The 21386-nt window shown below is 65.5% G+C and carries 32 protein-coding genes and 1 tRNA gene; 16 read left to right on the forward strand and 17 right to left on the reverse strand.

Translation table 11 applies throughout. From position 1 onward, the window contains the following. Both KBI52_RS15380 and KBI52_RS15385 read left to right on the forward strand, forming a co-directional pair. Positions 1 to 765: porin (locus KBI52_RS15380; protein WP_210808556.1), on the forward strand; the 765-nt coding region annotated here is incomplete at its 5' end. A gap of 141 nt (positions 766 to 906) precedes the next feature. Beyond that, positions 907 to 1167: a hypothetical protein gene (locus KBI52_RS15385; RefSeq protein WP_173947629.1), complete on the forward strand. Its 261-nt coding sequence runs from the start codon at positions 907 to 909 to the stop codon at positions 1165 to 1167. A 254-nt stretch (positions 1168 to 1421) separates the two neighbouring features. Here KBI52_RS15385 and KBI52_RS15390 read toward each other — a convergent pair whose 3' ends face one another. Together KBI52_RS15390 and KBI52_RS15395 are read right to left on the reverse strand one after the other, a co-directional pair. Continuing rightward, entirely contained in the window at positions 1422 to 1571 is a 150-nt protein-coding gene (locus KBI52_RS15390; RefSeq protein ID WP_173947628.1) for a hypothetical protein, read from the reverse strand. A gap of 112 nt (positions 1572 to 1683) precedes the next feature. After that, positions 1684 to 1923 (reverse strand): hypothetical protein, encoded by a 240-nt coding sequence (locus KBI52_RS15395; RefSeq protein ID WP_173947627.1) that lies wholly within the window; start codon positions 1921 to 1923, stop codon positions 1684 to 1686. A 382-nt stretch (positions 1924 to 2305) separates the two neighbouring features. On the opposite strand from KBI52_RS15395, the gene KBI52_RS15400 reads away from it, so the two are divergent. Further along, positions 2306 to 2701 carry a response regulator gene (locus KBI52_RS15400; RefSeq protein WP_173947626.1) on the forward strand — a complete coding sequence of 132 codons (396 nt, stop codon included), beginning with the start codon at positions 2306 to 2308 and terminating at the stop codon, positions 2699 to 2701. A gap of 108 nt (positions 2702 to 2809) precedes the next feature. Further along, complete coding sequence (locus KBI52_RS15405; RefSeq protein ID WP_210808558.1) at positions 2810 to 3169, forward strand: hypothetical protein; 360 nt, start codon at positions 2810 to 2812, stop codon at positions 3167 to 3169. 46 nt (positions 3170 to 3215) lie between these two features. On the opposite strand, the gene KBI52_RS15410 is transcribed toward KBI52_RS15405, so the two are convergent. Beyond that, positions 3216 to 3596 carry a NepR family anti-sigma factor gene (locus KBI52_RS15410; protein WP_173947624.1) on the reverse strand — a complete coding sequence of 127 codons (381 nt, stop codon included), beginning with the start codon at positions 3594 to 3596 and terminating at the stop codon, positions 3216 to 3218. Positions 3597 to 3692: 96 nt separating this feature from the next. Here KBI52_RS15410 and KBI52_RS15415 point away from each other — a divergent pair, with 96 nt between their 5' ends. Together KBI52_RS15415 and KBI52_RS15420 are read left to right on the forward strand one after the other, a co-directional pair. Beyond that, positions 3693 to 3860 (forward strand): hypothetical protein, encoded by a 168-nt coding sequence (locus KBI52_RS15415; protein WP_210808560.1) that lies wholly within the window; start codon positions 3693 to 3695, stop codon positions 3858 to 3860. A gap of 99 nt (positions 3861 to 3959) precedes the next feature. Next, positions 3960 to 4355, forward strand: coding sequence for a hypothetical protein (locus tag KBI52_RS15420; protein WP_173947622.1), 396 nt, complete (start codon positions 3960 to 3962; stop codon positions 4353 to 4355). Positions 4356 to 4563: 208 nt separating this feature from the next. On the opposite strand, the gene KBI52_RS15425 is transcribed toward KBI52_RS15420, so the two are convergent. Further along, positions 4564 to 4827, reverse strand: a complete 264-nt coding sequence (locus KBI52_RS15425; protein WP_173947621.1) for a hypothetical protein — start codon at positions 4825 to 4827, stop codon at positions 4564 to 4566. Positions 4828 to 5351: 524 nt separating this feature from the next. Between KBI52_RS15425 and KBI52_RS34165 the strand changes: the two genes are divergently transcribed. Beyond that, positions 5352 to 5969 carry a response regulator transcription factor gene (locus tag KBI52_RS34165; protein WP_210808562.1) on the forward strand — a complete coding sequence of 206 codons (618 nt, stop codon included), beginning with the start codon at positions 5352 to 5354 and terminating at the stop codon, positions 5967 to 5969. Between the two features lie 56 nt (positions 5970 to 6025). Here the strand turns inward: KBI52_RS34165 and KBI52_RS15435 are convergent, their stop codons facing one another. The 6 genes from KBI52_RS15435 to KBI52_RS15460 form a co-directional block, all read right to left on the reverse strand. Beyond that, entirely contained in the window at positions 6026 to 6166 is a 141-nt protein-coding gene (locus KBI52_RS15435; protein WP_173947619.1) for a hypothetical protein, read from the reverse strand. A gap of 228 nt (positions 6167 to 6394) precedes the next feature. After that, positions 6395 to 6694, reverse strand: coding sequence for a hypothetical protein (locus KBI52_RS15440; protein WP_173947618.1), 300 nt, complete (start codon positions 6692 to 6694; stop codon positions 6395 to 6397). A 41-nt stretch (positions 6695 to 6735) separates the two neighbouring features. Continuing rightward, the gene (locus KBI52_RS15445; protein WP_173947617.1) at positions 6736 to 6903 is read right to left on the reverse strand and encodes a hypothetical protein; all 168 of its coding nucleotides are present in this window, start codon (positions 6901 to 6903) and stop codon (positions 6736 to 6738) included. 227 nt (positions 6904 to 7130) lie between these two features. Further along, positions 7131 to 7215, reverse strand: a tRNA-Leu gene (locus KBI52_RS15450). A 124-nt stretch (positions 7216 to 7339) separates the two neighbouring features. Next, positions 7340 to 8527 (reverse strand): FAD-dependent monooxygenase, encoded by a 1188-nt coding sequence (locus tag KBI52_RS15455; RefSeq protein WP_210808564.1) that lies wholly within the window; start codon positions 8525 to 8527, stop codon positions 7340 to 7342. A gap of 90 nt (positions 8528 to 8617) precedes the next feature. Next, complete coding sequence (locus tag KBI52_RS15460; protein ID WP_173947615.1) at positions 8618 to 8881, reverse strand: zinc-finger domain-containing protein; 264 nt, start codon at positions 8879 to 8881, stop codon at positions 8618 to 8620. A gap of 374 nt (positions 8882 to 9255) precedes the next feature. Between KBI52_RS15460 and KBI52_RS15465 the strand changes: the two genes are divergently transcribed. Beyond that, positions 9256 to 10020 carry an alpha/beta fold hydrolase gene (locus tag KBI52_RS15465; RefSeq protein ID WP_173947652.1) on the forward strand — a complete coding sequence of 255 codons (765 nt, stop codon included), beginning with the start codon at positions 9256 to 9258 and terminating at the stop codon, positions 10018 to 10020. Positions 10021 to 10033: 13 nt separating this feature from the next. Continuing rightward, complete coding sequence (locus KBI52_RS15470; protein ID WP_173947614.1) at positions 10034 to 10525, forward strand: class I SAM-dependent methyltransferase; 492 nt, start codon at positions 10034 to 10036, stop codon at positions 10523 to 10525. An 86-nt stretch (positions 10526 to 10611) separates the two neighbouring features. On the opposite strand, the gene KBI52_RS15475 is transcribed toward KBI52_RS15470, so the two are convergent. Beyond that, complete coding sequence (locus KBI52_RS15475) at positions 10612 to 11412, reverse strand: enoyl-CoA hydratase (protein ID WP_173947613.1); 801 nt, start codon at positions 11410 to 11412, stop codon at positions 10612 to 10614. 79 nt (positions 11413 to 11491) lie between these two features. On the opposite strand from KBI52_RS15475, the gene cysE reads away from it, so the two are divergent. The 3 genes from cysE to KBI52_RS15490 all read left to right on the forward strand — a co-directional run bounded on the left by cysE (position 11492) and on the right by KBI52_RS15490 (position 13221). Next, a complete protein-coding gene (gene cysE / locus KBI52_RS15480) occupies positions 11492 to 12328 on the forward strand; it encodes a serine O-acetyltransferase (protein ID WP_173947612.1) in 837 nt (278 codons plus the stop codon). 106 nt (positions 12329 to 12434) lie between these two features. Further along, positions 12435 to 12632, forward strand: coding sequence for a DUF3126 family protein (locus KBI52_RS15485; protein ID WP_210272115.1), 198 nt, complete (start codon positions 12435 to 12437; stop codon positions 12630 to 12632). Positions 12633 to 12690: 58 nt separating this feature from the next. Beyond that, complete coding sequence (locus tag KBI52_RS15490; protein ID WP_210808566.1) at positions 12691 to 13221, forward strand: gamma carbonic anhydrase family protein; 531 nt, start codon at positions 12691 to 12693, stop codon at positions 13219 to 13221. Between the two features lie 83 nt (positions 13222 to 13304). On the opposite strand, the gene KBI52_RS15495 is transcribed toward KBI52_RS15490, so the two are convergent. Continuing rightward, positions 13305 to 13988, reverse strand: a complete 684-nt coding sequence (locus tag KBI52_RS15495; RefSeq protein WP_210808568.1) for a transglutaminase-like cysteine peptidase — start codon at positions 13986 to 13988, stop codon at positions 13305 to 13307. 287 nt (positions 13989 to 14275) lie between these two features. Between KBI52_RS15495 and KBI52_RS15500 the strand changes: the two genes are divergently transcribed. Then, positions 14276 to 15091: a rhomboid family intramembrane serine protease gene (locus KBI52_RS15500; protein WP_210808570.1), complete on the forward strand. Its 816-nt coding sequence runs from the start codon at positions 14276 to 14278 to the stop codon at positions 15089 to 15091. Between the two features lie 136 nt (positions 15092 to 15227). Further along, entirely contained in the window at positions 15228 to 15659 is a 432-nt protein-coding gene (locus tag KBI52_RS15505; RefSeq protein WP_173947607.1) for a CBS domain-containing protein, read from the forward strand. Here the strand turns inward: KBI52_RS15505 and KBI52_RS15510 are convergent, their stop codons facing one another. The 4 genes from KBI52_RS15510 to folE form a co-directional block, all read right to left on the reverse strand. Beyond that, a complete protein-coding gene (locus tag KBI52_RS15510) occupies positions 15660 to 16670 on the reverse strand; it encodes a patatin-like phospholipase family protein (protein WP_173947606.1) in 1011 nt (336 codons plus the stop codon). Between the two features lie 89 nt (positions 16671 to 16759). After that, positions 16760 to 17914 (reverse strand): MFS transporter, encoded by a 1155-nt coding sequence (locus KBI52_RS15515; RefSeq protein ID WP_173947605.1) that lies wholly within the window; start codon positions 17912 to 17914, stop codon positions 16760 to 16762. Between the two features lie 83 nt (positions 17915 to 17997). Next, positions 17998 to 18414, reverse strand: a complete 417-nt coding sequence (gene hisI / locus KBI52_RS15520; RefSeq protein WP_173947604.1) for a phosphoribosyl-AMP cyclohydrolase — start codon at positions 18412 to 18414, stop codon at positions 17998 to 18000. A gap of 8 nt (positions 18415 to 18422) precedes the next feature. Then, positions 18423 to 19055: a GTP cyclohydrolase I FolE gene (folE, locus tag KBI52_RS15525; RefSeq protein ID WP_210808572.1), complete on the reverse strand. Its 633-nt coding sequence runs from the start codon at positions 19053 to 19055 to the stop codon at positions 18423 to 18425. A 159-nt stretch (positions 19056 to 19214) separates the two neighbouring features. On the opposite strand from folE, the gene KBI52_RS15530 reads away from it, so the two are divergent. After that, positions 19215 to 19661 carry an iron-sulfur cluster assembly scaffold protein gene (locus KBI52_RS15530; RefSeq protein WP_173947602.1) on the forward strand — a complete coding sequence of 149 codons (447 nt, stop codon included), beginning with the start codon at positions 19215 to 19217 and terminating at the stop codon, positions 19659 to 19661. 55 nt (positions 19662 to 19716) lie between these two features. On the opposite strand, the gene KBI52_RS15535 is transcribed toward KBI52_RS15530, so the two are convergent. Beyond that, positions 19717 to 20748: a radical SAM protein gene (locus KBI52_RS15535; protein ID WP_210808574.1), complete on the reverse strand. Its 1032-nt coding sequence runs from the start codon at positions 20746 to 20748 to the stop codon at positions 19717 to 19719. Between the two features lie 222 nt (positions 20749 to 20970). On the opposite strand from KBI52_RS15535, the gene yidD reads away from it, so the two are divergent. After that, positions 20971 to 21345: a membrane protein insertion efficiency factor YidD gene (gene yidD / locus KBI52_RS15540; protein WP_173947600.1), complete on the forward strand. Its 375-nt coding sequence runs from the start codon at positions 20971 to 20973 to the stop codon at positions 21343 to 21345. Positions 21346 to 21386 lie beyond the last annotated feature (41 nt).

The raw sequence follows: 21386 nt of genomic DNA on the forward strand, positions 1-21386 counted from the left end.
GCTCCGACCGTGAACGCCCTGGCCTACACCTTCTCGTTCGGCAACGGCTTCTCGGCCACGCTGGCGCTCGAAGAGGGAGCCTATGCGGCGGTTGCCGACGACGTCCTCATCCGCAGCGGTTCGTCGCTGGCGGCTGGTCAGCGCACCCCCGATCTTGTCGCCAACGTGAAGTACGCCGGCACCTGGGGTTCGGCTCAGATCGGCGGCGCGGTTCACCAGATCCGCAGCAACGTTCTCGATACGGCCACCTACGGGCCGGTTCTCGGGGGCACGATCCCGGACAGCGCATATGGCTGGGCCTTGACAGCTCAGGGCTACGTCAACCTGCCGATGCTGGCGGAAGGTGACGCTCTCTGGATCGCCGCCACCTATGCCGACGGCGCGCTCGCCTATCTCGGATTCGACCCGGATGTCACGGTCGGAACGGCGTTCAACTCGGTGATCGACGCCTATATCGGTCCCGATGGCGATATCGATACCGGCCGCGGCTGGTCCATCGCCGGTGGCATCAATCATTACTGGACCCCGACGATCCGCCAGAGCGTGTTCGGTTCGTACGCTCGCGTCGAGTACAGCAACAACGCTCCTGCCGTCGCCAACGACTTCAACGAGTGGCGCGCCGGCACGAACGTGATCTGGTCTCCGGTCTCCGGTCTCGATATCGGCGTCGAGGTCCTGTACTCGAATCTCGACCCGCGTGGGGTCGTCGGCAACGACGATGACGACGCTTGGGAAGGCCGCCTGCGCGTCCAGCGCGACTTCTAATCGGCTCATCCTGCTGAAACAAAAAACCCCGGTGACGTCACCGGGGTTTTTTGTTGGTGGCCGTGGGCACGTTGCCGTATCGGAAGGGCAGGCTATAAGGCGATGGACATGCGTTCAGCGTCACCAGAATTGGGATCAGCGATGTTCAAAGCGACGGGAAATCTGGCTTCTGCCGCAATCCTTGCCGTGGGACTGACCGGGTGTGTCGGAAGCGCCGGCGTTTCGACATGGAACTACCAGGCCGGTCCGGGCTACGAGACGGAGCGCGTCTATGACGGCCGGGTCCAGGCTGACACGAGCCGAGGGCTGACGCGGGAATCCTGCACGACCGTGTCGAGGCGCCAGATCGGCCCGTCGGGCAGGCGCGACGGCAGAGACGACACCGCCTGCTCGTCCAATTAGCCGTTCGCGGCTTGACCGAAGGAACGAAGACTCACCTTGACCGTTGGCATGACGTCAATTCAACCGTCAGGAGAGCATCGTCATGAACAACATCATCTGGCTTATCGGAGCGATCGTGGTCGTCCTCGCCATTCTGTCGTTCCTCGGGCTGCGCTGATCCCTTCCCGAACCTGCAGGGCTGCTTCTGTCACAGAGCGCCCTGCAGTTCTCTCTATGCCTCTGGTCCGCCGCGATACCGCGTGGGCGGAGAGAGCCTATTCCATCAGAACCATGACGACCGACGCGACGTTGAGGATGGCCAGCGCGCCGAGCAAGGTCGGAACGACAGGAAGGCCCAGCCGTCGCGCAAGCCCGTCACGGGCGGCTGCCTCGCAAGACGTGAGATGAGAACGCTTGTTGGCCATGCCTCATCCTCTTCATACATAACCCTACGTTAGTCGCAGCCACCATGGACCCTGAGCGCGCCGCGCGAGGTGTGCTCGCACACATGGTGCGGTCGATACCGGCCCGTGATGCTCAGTGCCGTGTGGCAGTCTTCTGAATCTGGAGAAGCTGGCCCTCGATGGCGCGCAGCCGTGTCATCAGGCGATCGAGTTCCGCAAGGAGATGTCGCTCGTCCTGCTTGGCTTTCTCGACAAGATCCGGCGAGGAGCCGTGGCGGATGCGTTGCAGGGCGTCCGCGAGTTGCCGATCCAGAAGCCGCATCTGGTGCTCCAGATCCAAGAACTCCTGGTGAAGCTGCGTCTCCTTGAACACGGTTGAACTCTCGCGTGAGAACGGTCGTTCCAAGCTTAAGCTACAGCGACGACGTGGGTTCCTCCAGGGCCAAAAAGCAGTGCCGGCAAATTTCTTAACGGCCAAGCTGAAACACGGAACCGTGTTCACCGTTCTGTGAAGAGGGGTCTGCCCGATGGCCTTGCCGTCGGGGAATGCAGAATTTGTATTCAGCCTTCAAAAGCGAAGCGTTCCCGGGAGTTGAAACAGACGAGGCAGCTCCCTCGTGCGCATTCGCATCATCACGCCGACCACCCGCTTAGCGTTTTCGGGCCGGTCTTTCCAATGATCACAGAGCGTCAACAGTCGTTGCGTTCGTAGATGGCCCCAGAAACAGCACACGGATTGCAGAGGAGATGGCCGGATGGGACAGAGGATTGAGCCTTATCGAATTGCTTTGATCGTCGAGGACGATTTCGAAGTCAGGGGCTTGGCGGCGGCTCTTCTTGAGGAGACGGATCTCAAGGTCGTTGAAGCGTCCAGCGCGGAAGAGGCCCTGGATTATCTGCGGCTGCATTCCGACGAAGTGGCCTTTCTGTTCGCCGATGTTCGTCTTCCCTGTCTGATGGATGGCCTCGATCTGGTTCGAACCGTCCGGCTGAAATGGCCCTGGGTCAGGACCGTGTTGACTTCGGGACGTCCGCTCGACCAGCAGGAAGGGGGCGTCCCGCGTGACGTTCGCTTCATGCAGAAGCCCTGGCGGGCATTGGAGGTCCTGATGGAGGCCGAAAAGGCCGCCCAGGCGTCCCGGCGAAACTGAGGGATCCCGACAGCAGACCAGGCTTCGTTTCCGCCGTCCAAACCGGCGGAAACGTGGAACCTTGGCGCTTGCCAGGAATTGGCGTCAGCAGTTTGAAAGGATTGACTGATGCCGCACTCGTCGATTGCCACAGGCACGTTCTCGTCCCGCAAGGAGGCCAATCGGGCCGTTCAGCGTCTGGTGTCTGGTGGATTTGCTCGCAACAGCATCGCGCTCCACCAGCACGACGACAATGAGGGATATGATCTCGAAATCCATACCCGCCGCGAAAACCTGAGGCGCGCCGAACGTCTGATCCATGATTCCGCGCCGCTATACGTGCTCCGCGAGAAAGCCTCCGAGGCGGCCTACACGGCGCGATCCTATCCGCTGGTTCTGCTCGGTGCCGGTATCCTGGCCGGCTTCCTGATCTACAATCTCGTCCCCCGGGCATCCGCCTCCGGGCACGAGAGCCGTCGCCGGCGTTGACATCCATGGCTGGAGCGGGGACCGAGCCGGAAGGCTCGGCCTGGGCCTAGAGATTGCCGTCCTCCTCAGGGTGGCGGGTTCGGTCCAGCCGCTCCAGCAAGTGCCTGATGCGGTCAGGAGCCGGCTCTTTGAGCACATTCTGATATCTCTGCTGCAATTGCCGTCCGAGATCTTTCAGGATCTCGGACTGTCCGGCCGCCGTCAGGCTGTTCGAGCCGACGCTCCAGCCTCGATGGCTGCCTGCGGCATAGGGATGGTGCCGCTTTGGCATCCTGCTTCTCCTTTGGTTTTTAACCTTCGAGCCGGAGAACGGGAAAAGCCCGGGAGGGTTGCAGCTAAGATTATGGAAAAGAAGAAGCTTTTGATTGCGGCGGGCCCGTCGGCCGCGATCTGGAGAGCGCCCTTGGCCTTCGCCGGTGTCCGGCATGTCCGCTCCCGACCCGTGAGGCGACCGCCGGTCGCATTGGATTCATCCCTGGCCTGGGTCAAAGCTCGACCATAGCGACGAAGGCGGGCTGGGTTCATGCGTGAAATTCTGATGGTCTATCTATGCGGTGTGATCCTGCTCCTGGCAGTGTCGACGATGATCGACAGGGAGGAAGGGGTCGGTCTCGATCACATCCTCATCGCGGGCTTCGGCTGGCCCATTCTGACGCCGATTCTTGCCTTGCGCGCCTGGACCAGCCGATAGGCGGCATCCTGCCGCGTTAAGCCGCCCTAGGGCCGGCGCCCATGTTTTCCCGGGCGCCGTTTGTTGCTAATCACAGCCATCACGTCATTGGATGACATCATGGCCAGAGCGATTTTGTCTGCTGCACTTCTCCTGGCTGGGCTCGGCGCAGTCCAGGCCCAGACGAGTTGCTATCCCCGCATCGGTGCGTATAGCGGCCAGTATGAGGGTCAATGTCCCAATGCCAGCCTCAAATGGACGGTCACGGAGAACACGGTCGGCGCTTTCGGGCGAAACTGCAGCGACGAGCCGTGGACGTACAATCGCACCGAGAGGCGGTTCTACAATCCCAGAGCCAACGAGAGTTTCGCCATGCAGGACTGCTATGCAGCGAGCCGCGACCAAATTGCGAGCAATTTGAAAACCACTATCGGCAGCGACATGGTTCGCCGCTTCCACGAAAACAAAATCGAACGACCGGGGGCAACTCCCGAGACATCCTCCGCCAATCGTTGAAAGTGCTCGCGAGCTCCAGGGGCGTACCGGGCGACTATCATGGCTTCGTGGATGCTGTGATCACGTTCGTCATGATCCGAAAGGATACGTGAATTGACCGGCGGGTCCGGCCGGGGGAGAGTGAGCCGTTGTCGACAGCGTTGGTTGCTCCCTCTGAGAAACTGAGGCCCCCAGGGGCCTCTTTTATTGGGCGGTCCCTTGCTGCCCGTCAGGCCCGGAGGCTCTCCAACAGCCTTTGGTAGGGCTCGCGGCGCTCGCGATACTTCAGGAGCAATTGCGTCTCGATGTAGCGTTTCTGCTCGGCTTCGATCGCGCTACGACTGAGATTCAAGATGTCTTCACCATACTGGAAGTCGATGTTCGTCAGCGTGCGTGCGACCCACAGTATCTTCAAGTCATTTTCCGTGATCATTCCGGTTTGATTGCTGTTCGCCGTGTACGGACTCGTCAAAGCGTCTTCGTCGAATGGCATGTTCCCCCTCCAGCCTTTCGATTCACCGATGAGAAGAATATGGTTTCGGCCGCGTAGCCGGCAATCTGCGCCCTTTAAGCTTGCGGATTAACGCCACGGCTCCGAGTCGGTAACCCCAAGGAGTGAGGCGGCACGGCGCATCGTCTCCGGCTTCGGCGAATCGATGCCGCGAACCTCTCGGGGAGCGATCTCGGCTCCTGCCGGTGCCGAAAATCCTTAACACGAGATTTATCCGAGGGCGCCCTTACGGAGTAATACGTACCTCTTAGTGATTAGAGGGCGCCCCCGTCTCTTGATCAACTTAGATCTTTCGGTGCTGATAAATGAGAACGGGCTGTTGGCGTAGAGTTTATTCGGAGGGGCAAGTAATGATCAAAGATCATTCTGAGCAAGTCATGGCGTCGGAAACGACGTGCTATAACGGTACATCGATTTCTCTGCGGCGGTTTGCAACAGAGTTGCTTTGTGGCAACGCGCTTCTGCGAGCCGGACTAACGCAGCTCTTGTCGGGAACCTGCTTCGACGTGCTCGAAAGCGCCTCGCAGGGCTTCGCGACCACCGGCCCGGAACCTGCTCTCTATATCGTGGATGCCACCGGGTCCCTCACACAGGCGCTCGCATTCGTCCAGGACGCCAAGGGCCGGAATCCTGCCGCGCGCGTCGTCGTCATCGCCAATCAGTTCGATAGCGAGACCGTCCACGCGGCACTCTCCGGCGGCGTCGACAGCTTCTGCCTCGCCACAAGTGCCCGCGAGGTTCTGATCAAGTCTCTCGAACTGACCATGCTCGGTGAGCGGATTCTGCCTGGATCCATGGTTCGGGCGCTGCTCGACAGAGAGCTGACGCAATCCGCCACGGCCGAGATCATTCCGCTGTCCGAGCACCGGGCCCCCGATCCGAAGGTTCAGAAGCTGTCGCCCCGTGAGACGGTGATCCTGCAGTCCCTGATGGGAGGCGATCCGAACAAGGTCATCGCCCGGAAGCTCGAGATCACCGAGGCGACGATCAAGGTCCACGTCAAGGCGATCCTGCGCAAGATCGGCGTCGCCAACAGGACCCAGGCTGCCATGTGGGCGACCGGAAACCTCAAGGACACCGCACGCTCTGCAGGAGAGTTCCAGGAGGTCCAGCGGCTGAGCTGATCCATGCGTACGATCCTGTTCGGCCGGATCCAACGACGGCGCCCTGCCGACCGTCGTCACCCCTGAGCCGAGGCCAGGAGTGAGAGAATCGTGGCGGCTACGTTGATGCCCGCGACGATGAACAGCAGGGCAACCGACATGGGGAACGGTCGCGACACGGGCTCGCGCTTCTCCCGGCAAGAATGCATCATTTTCATAGCGTTCTCCTCTCGACCGCTGAACGGCACAAAAGGTGACGCAATCCAGCGCCAGCCGCTGTGAACTGCCTCACAGGTCCGGCGCGTTCGGCCCGTTCGGCAGCAATCCGTCGTTATTTTTTCAGGCATTCGCAGTCCCGACGGCCCCGCTCTGCGGGAGCCGGGCGAGGAGCCGCCATCCTGCGCGGGTTCAGACCCTCACGGGAAAGGCAAGCAGGCCGCGCTGGCTCAGGGGCCGCTGCCGCGGCTGATGGAGACGCAGCGCGATCCGACCAGGCACCGGGCGACATCCCGCGTGGGAGCCCACCCGGGCCCGGGGGTCTCGCCCAGCCCGCAATAGGAGCCGGAGGCCACATAGCGGTCGTAGGTCGTAGCGCCCGTGTGGAGAACGACCGCGCCCTGGGCGGCGACAAGCCGTTGAGCCTGGTTGCAGGCCATGTCGGACGTCAGCAGACGCGTCTGGCCCACGGCGCCGGAACTGAGGCCGATGAAGCCGAGAGCGACACACACCTGTTTCATGCGCTTCATGTCCAACTCCGTTGGCAGGAGGATCGAGCCGCCCGACGCGGTCAGGAGACGGAGAGGGCGATCAGCGACAGGACGGCCGCGAGAACATTCATCGCCACGGCCGTTCCCGCCAGGCACAGGGAGATCGGGATGCGACGCCGCTCCATGGTGAGATCGTCGCCGGTGTAGGGGAGCGCTGCGCTGGAAAGCCGAGGGCCTCTCGTGGTCACTGTCCTTCTCCTCGAAAGCAGAGATGGGTGATAACGCCACGATCAGGATGCTCCTGAAGCGTTCCGACGGCGGTGCGTTCACACACGCGTGCAGCAAGTCTCGCTCGCCGGTCTCGGGCGCCCGTGCCCTTTCCTCGTAGGCGTGAGGCGCTCGCTCAAGCCGGCAGCGCCAAGCCATGTTGGTTCGGTGTCCTGATGCGGACATATCCGAAAGAATGTCATGGGAGTGGTGCCCGCAGCCGGACTCGAACCGGCACACCCGAAGGCCACGGATTTTAAGTCCGTTACGTCTACCAATTTCGTCATGCGGGCCTGGAAGCTACTTAGACGGTAGAGCTTGGACCGGCAACCCGCTTGCTCGCATATTCCGAGCCGGGGCGAGATTGGCCGACCGGGCAAGGCCCAAGACCTCGACGATCCGGCCGTCGGCGTCCGCTCACTCCGGCGCGCGGAAGCCGTAGAGCCAGTCGTAGCGTCGCGTTATGCCCTCGGGCCCGAGGCGGCGCATGATCTGGTCGCGCCCGAACGCCACCAAGCCGCCCGCATGGTAGATGCGCCCGTTGCGGCGAGCCTCGGTCTGCACCCGGCGGACGCGGGCGAGACGCTGCGCCTCGTAGGCTGCGAGAGCCCGGACCGGGTCGGGGCGCTCCGATCCAAGGAGGGACGCCAGGGTGGCGGCATCCTCTATGGCGAGGGCCGCGCCCTGGGCCAGGAAGGGCAGGACCGGGTGGGCGGCGTCCCCCAGGAGGGCGATGCGGCCCCCGGCGAGGCGCTCGGCCGGATGGTCGAACAGGGACCAGCGCAGCCATTCCGCCGGCCCCGACAGGAGGGCCCGCAGGGCAGGGGCGGCCGAGGCGTAGGCCTCGAGAAGCGCGTCCTGGCGGCCCGGCGCGGCCCAGCCGTCTACCGGCGTGGAGGTGCGCTCGATGGCCACCACGTTGACGAGCCTGCCGGCCGCGACCGGATAATGCACCACGTGGCCGTGTCGACCGAGCCAGAGGCCGGTCTCGTCGCCGGCGAGCTCGGCCGGCGCCGCATCCCTGGCCAGGGTGGCGCGCCAGGCTACGGAGCCGCGGAAGGCCGGGGCGGTCCGGTCGCCGAGGGCCTGGCGGACCTTCGACCAGATCCCGTCGGCGCCGACGATCAGGTCGGCCGCATGGGTGTCCCGCGCGCCGCCGGCGGAGAGCCAGTCGAGGCGGACCCCGTCCGGCCCGTCCTCCACGGCCTCGACGCTGCGGCCCATAACGAGCCGGATCGCCGGATCGGACCGGACCGCATCGAGGAGGATCGTCTGGAGATCGGCCCGGTGGACGACCCAGTAGGGCGCCTCGAAGCGCTCGCGCAGGAAGGCCCCGAGGGCCACCTGGCCGATGGGCTTGCCTGACCGGATGGCGCGCACAACGACCCGCTGCGGCTCGGTGACGACCCGGCGCAGGGCGGCGCCGAGCCCGAGCCGGATCAGGATCCGGCTGGCATTGGGCGAGAGCTGGATGCCGGCCCCGACCTCGGAGAAGCCGGTCCGGCGCTCGACGAGGGTGACCGCATGGCCCCGGCGGGCGAGCGCCAGGGAGGCCGTCAGGCCGCCGATGCCGGCGCCGACGACCGCGATCGACAGGCCGGACACCTAGCGCCCCGGTCCGGGAGTCGGACTCCGCCCGAAGGCGTCATCCGGGGCGGCCGTCGGGCGGGGAATCGTTCGGGACGGCACGAGGGGTCAGCGCGAGGCGGGAGAGGTCGCGAAATCGGGCTCCCACACGCATTCCGCCGGACGGGCCTCGTCGACCTTGAGGGACGAATCGTACTTGAACAGGGTCGAGCAATAGGAGCAGACGGTCTCGCTGTCGTAGCCCATGTCGATGAAGATGTGCGGGTGATCGAAGGGCGGCGTCGCCCCGATGCACATGAACTCCTTCGAGCCCACGTGAATGACGGGAACGCCCGGATTGTTGTGGAAGTGCGGAGTGCCTTTGTCGGCCATGGACGGTGCTCGCGAGGGATGAAATTCGCGCGCACCATAATGGCCGATCGCCCATGCGCCTAGCTCAAAATTCCGGGAACCCGGACCCGATTCGCTGACGCCGGTTCCGCCGCCGGGCCTGGCTGCCCCGGTCGCATCCGGCCCTGTGCCGGTGGTCCCGATGCCGTGAGGCGCCGCGCCCGAATCGGGATGGCCGGCACAAGCCCGTTGATGACCGGGAGGGTGTCATCCCCGGACGGATGCCCTCGGCCGGGTGATGCGCTCGCCCCCGCGCCGCGCATCCTCGGGGCGGGAAAAACCGGGTCCACTTTTCTGCGCGATGCGCTAGGGTGCGGCGCATCCGGCAACCTCCCGTGCAACTTCCCCTGGGATCCATGCGCTATTTCAATTCCGACGGCGTGAGCATCGCCTTTATCGACGTCCCGCCCCACGAGGGCGAGGGCGAGCCGATCCTACTCATCCACGGCTTCGCCTCGACCCATGCGGTGAACTGGGTGAACACGCTCTGGGTGAAAACCCTGACGCGGGCCGGCTACCGGGTGATCGCCTTCGACAACCGCGGCCACGGGGAGAGCGAGAAGCTCTACGAGCCGGCGGCCTACGATTCCTACCGCATGGCCGAGGACGGGCGCCGGCTGCTCGACCATCTGAACATCGAGCGCGCCGACGTGATGGGCTATTCCATGGGGGCGCGCATCGCCGCCCATATGGCCATCGCCACGCCGGACCGCATGCGCTCCATGCTGCTCGGGGGGCTGGGCATCCATCTGGTGGAGGGCGTCGGCCTGCCGCTCGGCATCGCGGACGCCATGGAGGTGCCGTCCCTCGACGACCTCACCGACCCGATGCAGCGCATGTTCCGCGCCTTCGCGGACCAGAACCGGAGCGACCGCCGGGCGCTCGCCGCCTGCATCCGTGGCTCGCGGCAGGTGCTCACGCCGGCCGAGGTGGCGTCGATCCGGCTCCCCACCCTGGTGTCGGTCGGCACCGCCGACGACGTGGCGGGGTCCGGTCCCGAGCTCGCCGCGCTGATCCCCGGCGCCACGGCGCTCGACATTCCGGGCCGCGACCACAACCTCGCGGTCGGCGACAAGGTGCACAAGCAGGGCGTGCTCGACTTCCTGGCCCGCCGGCCGTGACCGGGAGACGCCCATGACCCGCCTCGATAGCGCCATCCGGCGCCTGACCGCCCAGCGCGACCTGCTCGACTGGGCCGTGCAGGGCCTCGCCCCCACGGGCCTCGTGCTCGAGATCGGCCTGGGCAACGGACGCACCTACGATCACCTGCGCGCCCGGCTGCCGGGGCGGGAGATCCATGTGTTCGAGCGCTCGCCCGCCGCCCACCCGGACTGCTATCCGCCGGAGGGCTACCTGGTGGTGGGCGACCTCTTCGACACCCTGCCGTCCTTCATCGAGCGGCATGGCCGGGGCTCGGCGGCGCTCATCCACATCGATATCGGGACCGGCGACGAGGCCGCGAATCTCAGCCTCGCCCGGCGCCTGGCGCCGCTCCTCGAGGAGCTGCTGCAGCCCGGCGGGATCCTGCTCGGCGACCGGGCCTTCCCGATGCCGTCCTGCCGCGACGTCTCGGCCGAGACCGGCGTGCCGGAAGGGCGCTATTTCGTGTATCGCCGGGAGGCGTGAGGAGGCGACAACCTCACCTCTCCCGTGGGGAGAGCTGAACGGCGCCCGGCTCGCGGGGCCCTCCGGAGTGGCGATGGGGAACGACCCTACCGGCCGGTGAAGACCGGCTGGCGCTTCTCCAGAAAGGCGTTGCGTCCCTCGACCGCATCGAGGCTGTCGAAGCACCGGTCGGCAAGGCCGACCGGGTCGAGGTCGGGATGGGCCACGCCGACAGACCGGTCGATGGCCGCCTTGGCGGCCCGGATCGTCAGCGGGGCGTTCCCCGCGATTGTCTCGGCGAGCGCCAGGACGGCGTCCTCCAGCTGCCCGTCGGGCACCACCCGCTGCACCACGCCCAGGCGCGCCGCCTCGTGGGCGTCGATCCGCCGCGCCGTGAAGAACAGGTCCTTGGCCGCCGGGGCGCCCACGGCCGCGGTCACGAGCCGCATGGCGCCCGGCGGATAGCCGATCCCGAGCCGGGCGGCCGGGATGCCGAAGACCGCGCTCTCGGACGCGACGCGCAGGTCGCACGAGAGGGCGAGGCCGAAGCCCCCGCCCAGGCAGAAGCCGCGGATCATGGCGACGACCGGTTTCGCGCAATGGGCGACCGCCCAGAAGGCGGCCTCGTTGACGGCCTCGTAGCGCCGTCCGCCCTCCGCATCGGCGCGCAGGGTCGCAAACTCGCCGATATCGGCCCCCGACGCGAAGGATTCGCGGCCCGCGCCCCTGATGACCACGACCCGGACCTCGCTGTCCCGGCTGAGAGCCGCCATGAGGTCGGGAAAGGCCTGCCACATCTCCAGGTCGATGGCGTTGTGCTTGGACGGATTGTCGATGGCGAGCGTCGCGATACCCTCCGAGAGGGATACGCCGAGTTTGGAAGTCGCGGGAGAAAAAGAGTACGTCATGGCTCGCTTGCATCTGTGGTAAAAAGGCTAGGCTTCTTATCTATCCCGAAGCGATAGCGGAGTCGGCAAGGAGACTATCATGACCCAAACGCGCCTGAAGCCCGGAGCCCCGGACGCCATCGCCGGAACGGTCGATCCGATCTGGAATCGTCTGCGCGCCGAGGCCGAGGCCGTCGTTCAGGCGGAGCCGGCCATCGCGGGGCTCATGCTCAGCGCGATCCTGCATCAGCCGAGCCTGGAGGCCGCGGTCATTCACCGGGTGGCTTCGCGCCTCGGCCATGCGGCCGTTCCCGCCGACATCATCGAGCAGATCTTCCTCGAGGCGGTGGAGCATGATTCCGCCATCGGGGCGGCCATGCGGGCCGACATCAGCGCGGTGATCGACCGCGACCCGGTGGCCACCCGGGCGCTCGAACCCGTGCTCTATTTCAAGGGCTTCCACGCCATCCAGACCCACCGGCTGGCCCATTGGCTGTGGTCCCGCGGACGGCAGGATCTCGCCCTCTATCTCCAGAGCCGCTCGTCCGACACGTTCCAGACCGACATCCATCCGGCCGCCCGGATCGGCCGGGGCATCTTCCTCGACCATGCCACCGGCCTGGTGGTGGGCGCCACCGCGGTCATCGAGGACAACGTCTCGATGCTCCAGGACGTGACCCTCGGCGGCACCGGCAAGGAGCGCGGGGACCGGCATCCCAAGATCCGCCAGGGCGTGCTCATCGGCGCCGGGGCCAAGATCCTCGGCAACATCGAGGTCGGCTCCTGCGCCCGGATCGCGGCTGGATCGGTGGTTCTCAAGCCCGTGCCGCAGAATGCCACGGTGGCCGGCGTTCCGGCCAAGGTCGTGGGCGCGGCCGGATGCGAGGAGCCGTCCCGGTCCATGAATCACTGCTTCTCCGAGGCGGACGGAATCTGAGCAAAGCCACTCTTCAGGGACCTAACGGCGCTTGCTCGCGTTTGCCGGGCATGGCAAGTGCAGCATCCGTGACATCAAGAAAGGACCTGTAGTGGACAAAACCGAGATGGCTAAGGTCGAGCGCTACCTGCGCCAGAGCTTTGCGAACCACTCGATCCGCGTGGTCGGTCGCCCGAAGAAGACCGATTCGGCGGAAGTTTACATCGGTGAGGAATTCGTCGGCGTGCTCTTCGTCGACGACGAGGACGGGGATCGCTCCTTCAACTTCACCATGGCCATCCTCGACACGGACCTCGAGGACTGACCGGCTTTCCCGCAGCAGAACCTTCTCAAGGTTCTGCTGTTTTCCGTGCGGACCCGCGATGCCGACCTACAGCCTCGACGACATCTCGCCCATCCTGCCCGAGCCCGGCGGGTTCTGGATCGCTCCCGACGCCCATGTGATCGGCAAGGTGCGGCTGGCGCGGGACGTGGGTGTCTGGTTCGGCGCCGTGCTGCGCGGCGACAACGAGCTCATCGATATCGGCCAGGCGACCAACATCCAGGAGGGGGCCCTGCTCCACACCGACATGGGCGCGCCGCTGACCGTCGGGCCAGGCTGCACCATCGGGCACAAGGCGATCCTGCACGGCTGCACAATCGGCGAGAACTCCCTGATCGGCATGGGCGCGACGGTTCTCAACCATGCCCGCATCGGGGCGAATTGCCTGGTGGGCGCCCATGCTCTTGTGACGGAAGGCAAGGAATTCCCCGACAATTCCCTGATCGTCGGCGCGCCGGCCAAAGCGATCCGCGTGCTCGACGCGGACGCAATCGAGCGGCTGCGCTGGTCCGCCCGGAACTACGTGGACAATTGGAAGCGGTTTGAAAAGGGAATGCGCCGGATCGATTGATTCCCGCGCCTCAGGTCTCGTCGACCGAGTCCCTCACGCTGCCGGCGCCCGGCTCACGCCGAACGCAGACAGCTCATCCGGCCTTACCGATTCGCCGTCGTGGTGGGCGACGACACGATTCCGCCGAGCGACACCCAGCCGATCGTGTCCTGGCTCTCGCGCTTGATGTAGACGTAGCCGGTGCGGTGCCAGGGCAGGACCGACGAGGTCTTGTTGTCGAGGACGAAGTCGCCCCGGGTGGTGCGGACCATAAGAACGGCGTGGCCTTCGCCGAGCTCGTCGATCACGACCGTCATCCGCATGGCGCGGCGGGGCAGGCCCGCCTCGGCGAGGAGCTTGCGCTTCAGGAGCTGGAAATCCTCGCAGTCGCCACGGCCGTCATCGGGAAATCCCCACACGTCGACGACGCCCCAATGGTCGGCATCCGTCACCGCCTTGATGCTGGAATTCACGCGCTGATTCACCGACACGATGGTCTTCCAGACCTGGGGCGTCAGGTCGATCGTGTCCGGCTCGGCCGTGTTCACGACGCATTCGGACCGAAAGTTTTCACAAAACTGCGACCAGCCCTGGAGGGGCTTGGCGGTGCCCATGCTCGAGATCGGAGCGGTGGAAACGGGCAGAGCGGCCAGGGTCTGAGCCTGAGCGGCGGTGCCGGCGACCAGGAGGGACAGGGCGAGAAACGCCGTTTTGACGACGGTGCCGATGGAGGCAGGCTTCTCATTTACGCCACAGAAAAGGCTGTTCTTGAAATAAACCTTCCGCATGCCCCACCAGCCGGTTAACGTTCTTTTAACCAAACTGACATGGTTGCATTTTCGGCTCAAGCGGAAAGTAAAAGGTGAGTTAACGCGTCGCGGCCCAACCGGTTCCAACATGGTTAACAAAAACTTCGATGCGCCGGTGAGCGAAGCCGGCGCGTCCTGTGCGGACCACGCCGAAAGCTGCCAAGCCGTTGGTTTCTCTCGACGGCCGACCCGGATCGGCGCTAGTCAGGCGATGAACCGAACGCCGCCACCGGGATCCCGGCCGGTGGCCAGACAAAAAGCACGTTATGTCCCCAAACCCGCCCCGTGTCCGCGAGCCGATTCTCAACCTGCCGGCCACCATCAGCCTGTGCCTGGCGGTGCTGATCGGCATCCATGGCGTCCGGCTGCTTCTGTCCGATGAAACCGACTTCACGATCGTCATCGACGGGGCGGTGATCCCGGCGCGCTGGGCCGTCGCTTATGGGGGCGTTCAGGTCGAAGAGATCATGCGGTCCCTGGGCGAGGGCGTGCCGGACGATACGGTCACGCCCATGATGGCGCTCGCGCAATACGTGCTGGCCTCGGACGAGGGGCGACCCTGGACGGCGTTGACCTATGCGTTCCTGCACGGCTCATGGGCCCATGTGCTGATCAACAGCGTCTGGCTCGCCGCCTTCGGAACGCCGATCGTCCGGCGCTGCGGCGCCGGCCGGTTCTTCGTCCTGTCGGCGGCCGCCGCCGTGTGCGGAGCCATCGTGTACGCGGTCATGAATCCCTTTCAGGTGCTGCCGATGATTGGCGCGTCCGGCGCCGTGTCCGGGCTGATGGCGGCCGCCTCCTGGTTCATGTTCGCCCCGGCTTCGTGGCATCGGGAAGGGCGGCTGACGCAGCCGCACGAGCGGCCGCGCGAAACCCTCGGGCACATGGTGCGCAACCGGCAGGTCCTGATCTTCCTCGGGATCTGGTTTGCCGCGAACTACATCTTCGCCTTCGTCCAGCCGCTGGGGATGATGGATGCGAGCATCGCCTGGGAGGCGCATATCGGCGGCTTCCTGGCAGGGCTTCTCATTTTCCCCCTTCTGGACCCGCTCCCGGCCCGGCCCAGCCGTATCTCGGCTTGAAACCGACATGGTTTGCCCCAATCATCCTAAGGCTGATGGAGGGTTTTCGCCCCGCTGTCATGGGGGCGCCCTCAGGATCAGCCTTGCGGATGCGGGGCCTGACGGCCCTCGCCGTTCGCACAACGGGAGGGAATGAATGATCGTCAATCGAATCCTTTCGCTCAAGGGCCGCGAGGTTGCCACCATCGAGCCGGGCCGATCGTTGAGCGAAGCCGCCGGGGTTCTCGCAGAGCGCAGAATTGGTGCCCTACTCATCGTGGACGGTCATCGGCCGGTCTCCGGCATCATCTCGGAGCGCGACATCGTGCGCGCCGTCGCGGCCCATGGGGCCAAGGCTCTGGACGAGCCGGTCTCCCGCTTCATGACGGAGAAGGTCATCACCTGCACGGGCGAAACCTCCATCAACGACGTGATGGAGCTCATGACCCAGCAGAAGTTCCGGCACATCCCCGTGGTCGAAGGCGGACGCCTGTCCGGCATTGTGTCGATCGGAGACGTGGTGAAGCTGCGCCTCGAGGAGGTCGAGGCGGAGACTCAGGCGATCAAGGAGTACATCGCGACCGCCTGATCAGGTTGCCTGCGTCTCCTGCAGCAATTCGAGAATATCCGGCAGGGCACGCTCGGTGGCCTGCCGGCCCAGCGCGACGCATTCCCGGGCCCGGTGGAATTCGAACAGACCCATCTTGGCGAGCTTGGGCGCCACCATGATGTCGGGCGGATCTCCCGCAAGCCGCGAGCGGGCGATGCGGTCCTGGGTGATGTTGAAGGCGTCCACCATCACGGTAGCGAGGCCCGGCGCGTTCGGCTTGCGCGGCTTGTCCCCGCGATGTCCCGGGAAGATGCCCCAGCGCCGGGGCGCCTCATCGATCGCTTCCTCGATCTCCTGCTCGTCGCTCGTCCCCGCATCGTAGGACTGGATCACGGTGCCGCGCACGCGCACCTCGCCGTTGAGGTTCACGCAGATGACGATGTCGGCGCCGAGCGCCCGAGCGGCCGTGATGGGGATGGGGTTCACGAGGGCTCCGTCCATGAGCCAGCGCCCGCCGATCATCACGGGGTCGAACACGCCCGGCAGGGCATAGGAGGCCCTCATGGCCTGGACGAGGGGGCCGCGCGTCAGCCAGATCTCATGGCCGCTCACGAGTTCGGTCGCGATGGTGCAGAACTTGACCGGCAGGGTCTCGACCCGGCGGTCCATCAGATCCTGGTCGAGAAGTCGCTGCAGGCGCCCGCCGGCGATCAGGCCCGCGCCGCTGAAATGGAAGTCGAGAAGACCCATGACCCGCCGCTTGGTCAGCGACAGGGCGAAGGCCTCGAGCTCGTCGAGCTTGCCGGCCGCGTAGCAGCCGCCGACCACGGCGCCGATCGAGGAGCCGGCGATCACGTCCGGCACGATGCCGGCCTCGTTGAGGACCCTCAGGACGCCGATATGGGACCAGCCCCGCGCGGCGCCTCCGCCCAGCGCCAGCCCGATCTTCGCCTTCGCTCGGGGATCGCGTTCGGCCGGAGGCTTGGTCTCGACCGCTCCTCCGCCCCCCCCTGAACCGGCGCTGCGCCGGGCAATCCCGTCCCACAACATCAATCGACTCCAAGGCATCCCGTCTCGTTCCTGACGGCCTTCCGTGAAAGCCGCATGAAGGATGCCCTCAAGTTTCAATTAGGACTGGTTCATGAAAACTGAACAGTGGAGCGCTGCAAAGCGCGCTGCGACAAAATGATGATGATGAAGGCGAAGCCGATCAGCAGGCCCAGCATGGCGCGCAGGCTGAAGATTTCGCCTCCGAATCCGATCAGCGGAGGGCCGAGCAGCAGGCCGCCATACCCCAGAGTCGCCACCATGGCGACGCCCATGCTGGGCGGAAGATCCTTCATTTGTCCCGCGGCGCTGAACAGCACCGGCACCGCGTTGGCGAGGCCGATCCCGACCAGGGCGAAGCCGATCGAGGCTGGCAGGGGCTGAGGCAGGAGCATGGCAAGGGCCAGGCCGAAGGCCGAGAGCAGGCCGCCGAGCTGCAGGGTCCGGATGCGGCCGAGGTGCCGGACGACGAAGTCGCCCATGAAGCGGCAGACCGTCATGGCGAGGGAGAACGCGGCAAAGCCCGTGACAGCCGCCTCGAGGCTCGCGCCCGCGACGGTCTGGAGATAGATGGCCGACCAGTCGACCATGGCGCCCTCGACGATGAAGCAGAACATGGCGAGCACGGCCAGGAGGATGACGCTCCCCCGGGGCCAGGCGAAGCCGTGGCCTTCGCTGGGCCGCTCCTTCTCCCCAAGGGCCCAGAACGCCGCCGGAAGGAACAGGAGACCCATCCCGAGGCAGGAGATGACCAGGGTCGGGACGATCCCGACATCGAGCGCGATGAGGAGGCCCGAGGCTCCGGCCCCGGCCAGACCTCCAAGGCTGAAGAAGGCGTGGAAGGACGACATGATCGCCGAGCCCCAGGCCTTCTCGACCACGGTGGCATTGGTGTTCATGGCGATGTCCATGGTGCCGTTGCAGGCCCCGGCCACGAGGGCGGCGGCCACGAACAGGCTCAAGGACGGGGCAAGGCCCGGGAGCATCAGGGCGGCTGCGAACGAGAATGCCGCCGCGACCGTCATGGTGCGGCTGCCGACCACCGCCACGGCCCAGCCGATGATCGGCATGAGCGCCACCGCGCCGAGGGAGAAGGCCAGCAGCCCGAGACTGAGCTGGCCGTCGGACAGGCCGAGGGATTCCTTGAACCGGGGAAGCTGGGCCGCCCAGGTGCCGATGCCGAACCCGTTGCCGAAGAAGAGGGCGCTGGCTGCCAGCCGCGCGGGGAGAAGGTCTTGTCGTGTCATCGGGCTTTCCTAACCCGAGCAAGCGCAGACTGCACCCGCTTCATGGGGGATGGCAGCCCTCGATTTTTGGGAGGGCTGTCGTCTCAATCGATCACGAGGCGGGGCTCGTCGCCGGAGGTCTCGATCCTCCGGTAGAAGCAGGAGCGGCGTCCCGTATGGCAGCAGCCGCCGTCGCCCGCCACCTGCACCTTCAGGAGCAGGGCGTCCTGATCGCAGTCGACCCGCATCTCCTTGACGGTCTGGATCTGACCGCTCGTCGCCCCCTTGTGCCAGAGCTCGCCCCGCGAGCGGGACCAGTACCAGGCCTCGCCGGTCTCGATCGTCTTGGCGAGAGCTGCGGCGTTCATGTGGGCGACCATCAGGATCTCGCCGGTGGCCGCATCCGTCGTGACGCAGGTGATCAGCCCCTCGGGCCCGAAGCGGGGCGACAGGACGGTTCCCTCCTCGAGCTCCGCCTTGGAGCCGGGAACGGGAAAGAGGCCAGCCGGCGACGTGCTCATGGGAGACCTCAGCCCCGGCCGCCGCGAACGAGGGTCAGGAAGCGCACCTGCTCGGCCGGGTCCTCCTTGAAGACGCCGGTGAACTGGGTGGTCAGCGTCAGGGCACCCGCCTTCTGGATGCCGCGCATGGACATGCACATGTGCTCGGCCTCGATCATGACCGCGACGCCGCGGGGCTCGAGCGCATCCACCATGGCCCTGGCGATCTGAGCCGTCATGGCCTCCTGCGTCTGCAGCCGGCGCGCATAGGCGTCGACCAGGCGGGCGAGCTTCGACAGGCCGACGACCCCCTTGGTGGGATAATAGGCCACATGCGCCACGCCGAAGAACGGCACCATGTGGTGCTCGCAATGGGAGTAGAAGGGGATGTCGCGTACGAGCACGATGTCGTCATAGCCTTCGACCTCGGCGAAGATCTTGTCGAGGATCTCGGACGGGTCCTCCCCGTAGCCGGAGTAGAATTCCTTGAACGCCTTCACCACGCGCTTCGGGGTATCCTGCAGACCCTCGCGGGTCGGATCGTCGCCGGCCCAGCGGAGCAGGGTGCGGACGGCCGCTTCGGCTTCTTCCCGCGACGGGACACCGGACTTGTCGACGGCTGTACTCAGACGCGTGGACAGGGACTTGACCACATCACTCACGTGGAGCCTCTTTCTTCAACTTTCGAACCGAGGCAGCTTCGCGCCCAGCGGTTTCTATTCTCTTTCTAGACAGCCCTGCGGCAACCGCTGTCGCAGAACTCATTCACAGGGCTTATATAGGTATATGAGCACATTCCCAACCGTCATCTCGTGGCCGTCATGCTGAACGACATCTACAGCCGGCGCATTCTCGAGCTCGCGGCCGACATTCCCCATCTGGGGCGGCTGCCCGAACCCGATGCGTCCGCGACCGCGCATTCCAGGCTCTGCGGCTCGACCGTAACTGTATATGTGAAGCTTGAAGACAACGTCGTGACGGCTTTCGCCCATGAAGTGAAGGCTTGCGCTCTTGGGCAGGCCTCGTCGTCCATCATGGGGCGGAATATAATCGGCGCGACCATAGATGAGCTTCGCGGGGTGCGCGATGCGGCAAGTCGTCTGCTCAAGGCCGGCGGGGAGGCGCCTCAGGGCAAGTGGGAGGACCTCAAGGTGTTGGAGCCGTTGAGGGATTACAAGGCTCGCCACGCCTCGATCCTGCTCACCTTCGATGCGGTCGTCGACGCGCTCGACCAGATCGAGGCCCGACGCGTCGAACGCGTTGGATAAATGCCTAAAGGGTCGAGCCCGGATGCGGAGCTGCGTCCGGGCCCGATTCTCCGGTCTAGGCGGGCACCGCCATCGCCAAGCCGCGCCGCGCGATTCGGGCGCGGTCATCCTCGGAGCCGTAGCGCCGGTCCAGGGTCCGGGTCGTGTCGGCCCAGTCGGCCATGGTCCTGACCTTTCCCATCTGCTCGGCCACGAAGGGATCGGAGCGCCAGGCCTGCGCCCGCGGCCAGAGGACCTCCAGCGGCTCGTGAAGGACGTTGCCGATCTTCGCCTCGTAGATCGGGAAGGCCCGGAGACCGCCATCGGGCTCGATCTGCAGGATATCCAGGTCGACGAGACTCGACCCGGGACTGGGCAGGAAATACCGGACGTCGGTCACCGAGATGCGGGGGCCGCCGTCGTGTCGGGCGGCAAAGCGCCGACCGACATCGATCATGTCGACCAGCTCATCGATGGTGAGGAGCCCGGTGGTCTCGAAGGCCCGCTCGGCCGCCAGACCGGAGGGGATGACGGCGCCGAAGCGGATGAAGTCGAGCCTCGGGAAGCGCTCGACGGCCGCATCGACGAAGCGCTCCAGGTCCGCCTCCTCGGCGCCCGGGCGGGTGAGGGTATAGTCGATTCCCAGCGTGTAGCATGTCCGTCCGGCGGCCCTGCGTTCATCCTTGACCCGGTGCAGGATATCCAGCGCTTTCATGCCGCGCTCGAAGGCGCCGGCGCGCCCGCGGACGGCATCGTGGATCGCCGCGTCGGCGCCGTCGACGCTCACGGCGACGCCCGAGACCGAATCGGCCAGCGCGGCAGCGGACCTCTCCTTCATCGACCAGCCTGTCGTGAACAGGGTCACCTCGACACCGGCGTCATGAAGGCGCTTCATGGCCTCGACCGCCCAGGGGACGGACATCGGTTCGCCGCCGCTGAACATCACGTTCTCGGCCTGGGCGCCGAGCATCACGTCGACGACCCGCATGGCGGCGGCCCGGTCCAGCGTGCGGGCCGGCCGGCGCCCGGATTCCGAATAGCAATGTCCGCACCTGAGCGGGCAGTTATAGGTAATATCCCAGATGAATTTCCTGATTTTAACAGTCATTATTCGTGCTCCGAAGGATGCCCGGCGGCTCAAGCAGAAGGAAGGGCAACGAAATTAAGTATCTTTCACACGTTATATAGATGCCACTAAGCGGTGGTTGAGTCTTTGAAGGATCGCACGATATAACGATCAAATCTCAGGTTGTACTTGCGCATGTATGCCGTAGAGTCACCCCACTGGAATCGTGTAACAACATTACGTCAAATGAAGCTGGATAGAGCAATGGGCGTGGGAAACAGGGTTCCTGAGCGAGCAGCGAAGCGCTTCCCCCGCCGGGCCGCCCACGTGGCGATCCGGGGCTACCAGCTCACGCTCTCCGGCCTGATCGGTCGCCAGTGCCGTCACTTGCCATCATGCTCGGAATACACCGATGAGGCGATCCAGCTGCACGGCTTCTGGCCGGGCGGCTGGATGGGACTCGCCCGAATCTGCCGTTGCGGCCCGTTCGGCACCCACGGCATCGACCTAGTGCCCGAAACATTGCCCGACGGCGCGGCCTGGTATAAGCCCTGGGCCTATGGCCGCTGGCGGGGCGTCAACGCGCCGGAAACCGCCCCGGCGATCACCTGCGATTCAGTCGAACCTGACGGCGGCTGAGCTCGCGTCCCTCTCAACGCCCCGTCGGCCCCGCTTACCTG

The organism is Microvirga sp. HBU67558, assembly GCF_018069605.1.
Lineage (GTDB): Bacteria > Pseudomonadota > Alphaproteobacteria > Rhizobiales > Beijerinckiaceae > Microvirga > Microvirga terrae.

Coding starts and splice junctions, on each gene's coding strand:
- KBI52_RS15440 (WP_173947618.1), bottom strand. CDS start 6,694: ATGAAGCGCATGAAACAGGTGTGTGTCGCTCTCGGCTTCATCGGCCTC.
- KBI52_RS15485 (WP_210272115.1), top strand. CDS start 12,435: ATGGCTAAGGTCGAGCGCTACCTGCGCCAGAGCTTTGCGAACCACTCG.
- KBI52_RS15385 (WP_173947629.1), top strand. CDS start 907: ATGTTCAAAGCGACGGGAAATCTGGCTTCTGCCGCAATCCTTGCCGTG.
- KBI52_RS15410 (WP_173947624.1), bottom strand. CDS start 3,596: ATGCCGGACACCGGCGAAGGCCAAGGGCGCTCTCCAGATCGCGGCCGA.
- KBI52_RS15515 (WP_173947605.1), bottom strand. CDS start 17,914: ATGACACGACAAGACCTTCTCCCCGCGCGGCTGGCAGCCAGCGCCCTC.
- KBI52_RS15390 (WP_173947628.1), bottom strand. CDS start 1,571: ATGGCCAACAAGCGTTCTCATCTCACGTCTTGCGAGGCAGCCGCCCGT.
- KBI52_RS15465 (WP_173947652.1), top strand. CDS start 9,256: ATGCGCTATTTCAATTCCGACGGCGTGAGCATCGCCTTTATCGACGTC.
- hisI (WP_173947604.1), bottom strand. CDS start 18,414: ATGAGCACGTCGCCGGCTGGCCTCTTTCCCGTTCCCGGCTCCAAGGCG.
- KBI52_RS15425 (WP_173947621.1), bottom strand. CDS start 4,827: ATGCCATTCGACGAAGACGCTTTGACGAGTCCGTACACGGCGAACAGC.
- KBI52_RS15530 (WP_173947602.1), top strand. CDS start 19,215: ATGCTGAACGACATCTACAGCCGGCGCATTCTCGAGCTCGCGGCCGAC.
- KBI52_RS15400 (WP_173947626.1), top strand. CDS start 2,306: ATGGGACAGAGGATTGAGCCTTATCGAATTGCTTTGATCGTCGAGGAC.
- KBI52_RS15500 (WP_210808570.1), top strand. CDS start 14,276: ATGTCCCCAAACCCGCCCCGTGTCCGCGAGCCGATTCTCAACCTGCCG.
- cysE (WP_173947612.1), top strand. CDS start 11,492: ATGACCCAAACGCGCCTGAAGCCCGGAGCCCCGGACGCCATCGCCGGA.
- KBI52_RS15415 (WP_210808560.1), top strand. CDS start 3,693: ATGCGTGAAATTCTGATGGTCTATCTATGCGGTGTGATCCTGCTCCTG.
- KBI52_RS15470 (WP_173947614.1), top strand. CDS start 10,034: ATGACCCGCCTCGATAGCGCCATCCGGCGCCTGACCGCCCAGCGCGAC.
- KBI52_RS15460 (WP_173947615.1), bottom strand. CDS start 8,881: ATGGCCGACAAAGGCACTCCGCACTTCCACAACAATCCGGGCGTTCCC.
- KBI52_RS15405 (WP_210808558.1), top strand. CDS start 2,810: ATGCCGCACTCGTCGATTGCCACAGGCACGTTCTCGTCCCGCAAGGAG.
- KBI52_RS15495 (WP_210808568.1), bottom strand. CDS start 13,988: ATGCGGAAGGTTTATTTCAAGAACAGCCTTTTCTGTGGCGTAAATGAG.
- yidD (WP_173947600.1), top strand. CDS start 20,971: ATGGGCGTGGGAAACAGGGTTCCTGAGCGAGCAGCGAAGCGCTTCCCC.
- KBI52_RS15510 (WP_173947606.1), bottom strand. CDS start 16,670: ATGTTGTGGGACGGGATTGCCCGGCGCAGCGCCGGTTCAGGGGGGGGC.
- KBI52_RS15505 (WP_173947607.1), top strand. CDS start 15,228: ATGATCGTCAATCGAATCCTTTCGCTCAAGGGCCGCGAGGTTGCCACC.
- KBI52_RS15490 (WP_210808566.1), top strand. CDS start 12,691: ATGCCGACCTACAGCCTCGACGACATCTCGCCCATCCTGCCCGAGCCC.
- KBI52_RS15435 (WP_173947619.1), bottom strand. CDS start 6,166: ATGAAAATGATGCATTCTTGCCGGGAGAAGCGCGAGCCCGTGTCGCGA.
- KBI52_RS15535 (WP_210808574.1), bottom strand. CDS start 20,748: ATGACTGTTAAAATCAGGAAATTCATCTGGGATATTACCTATAACTGC.
- KBI52_RS15475 (WP_173947613.1), bottom strand. CDS start 11,412: ATGACGTACTCTTTTTCTCCCGCGACTTCCAAACTCGGCGTATCCCTC.
- KBI52_RS15420 (WP_173947622.1), top strand. CDS start 3,960: ATGGCCAGAGCGATTTTGTCTGCTGCACTTCTCCTGGCTGGGCTCGGC.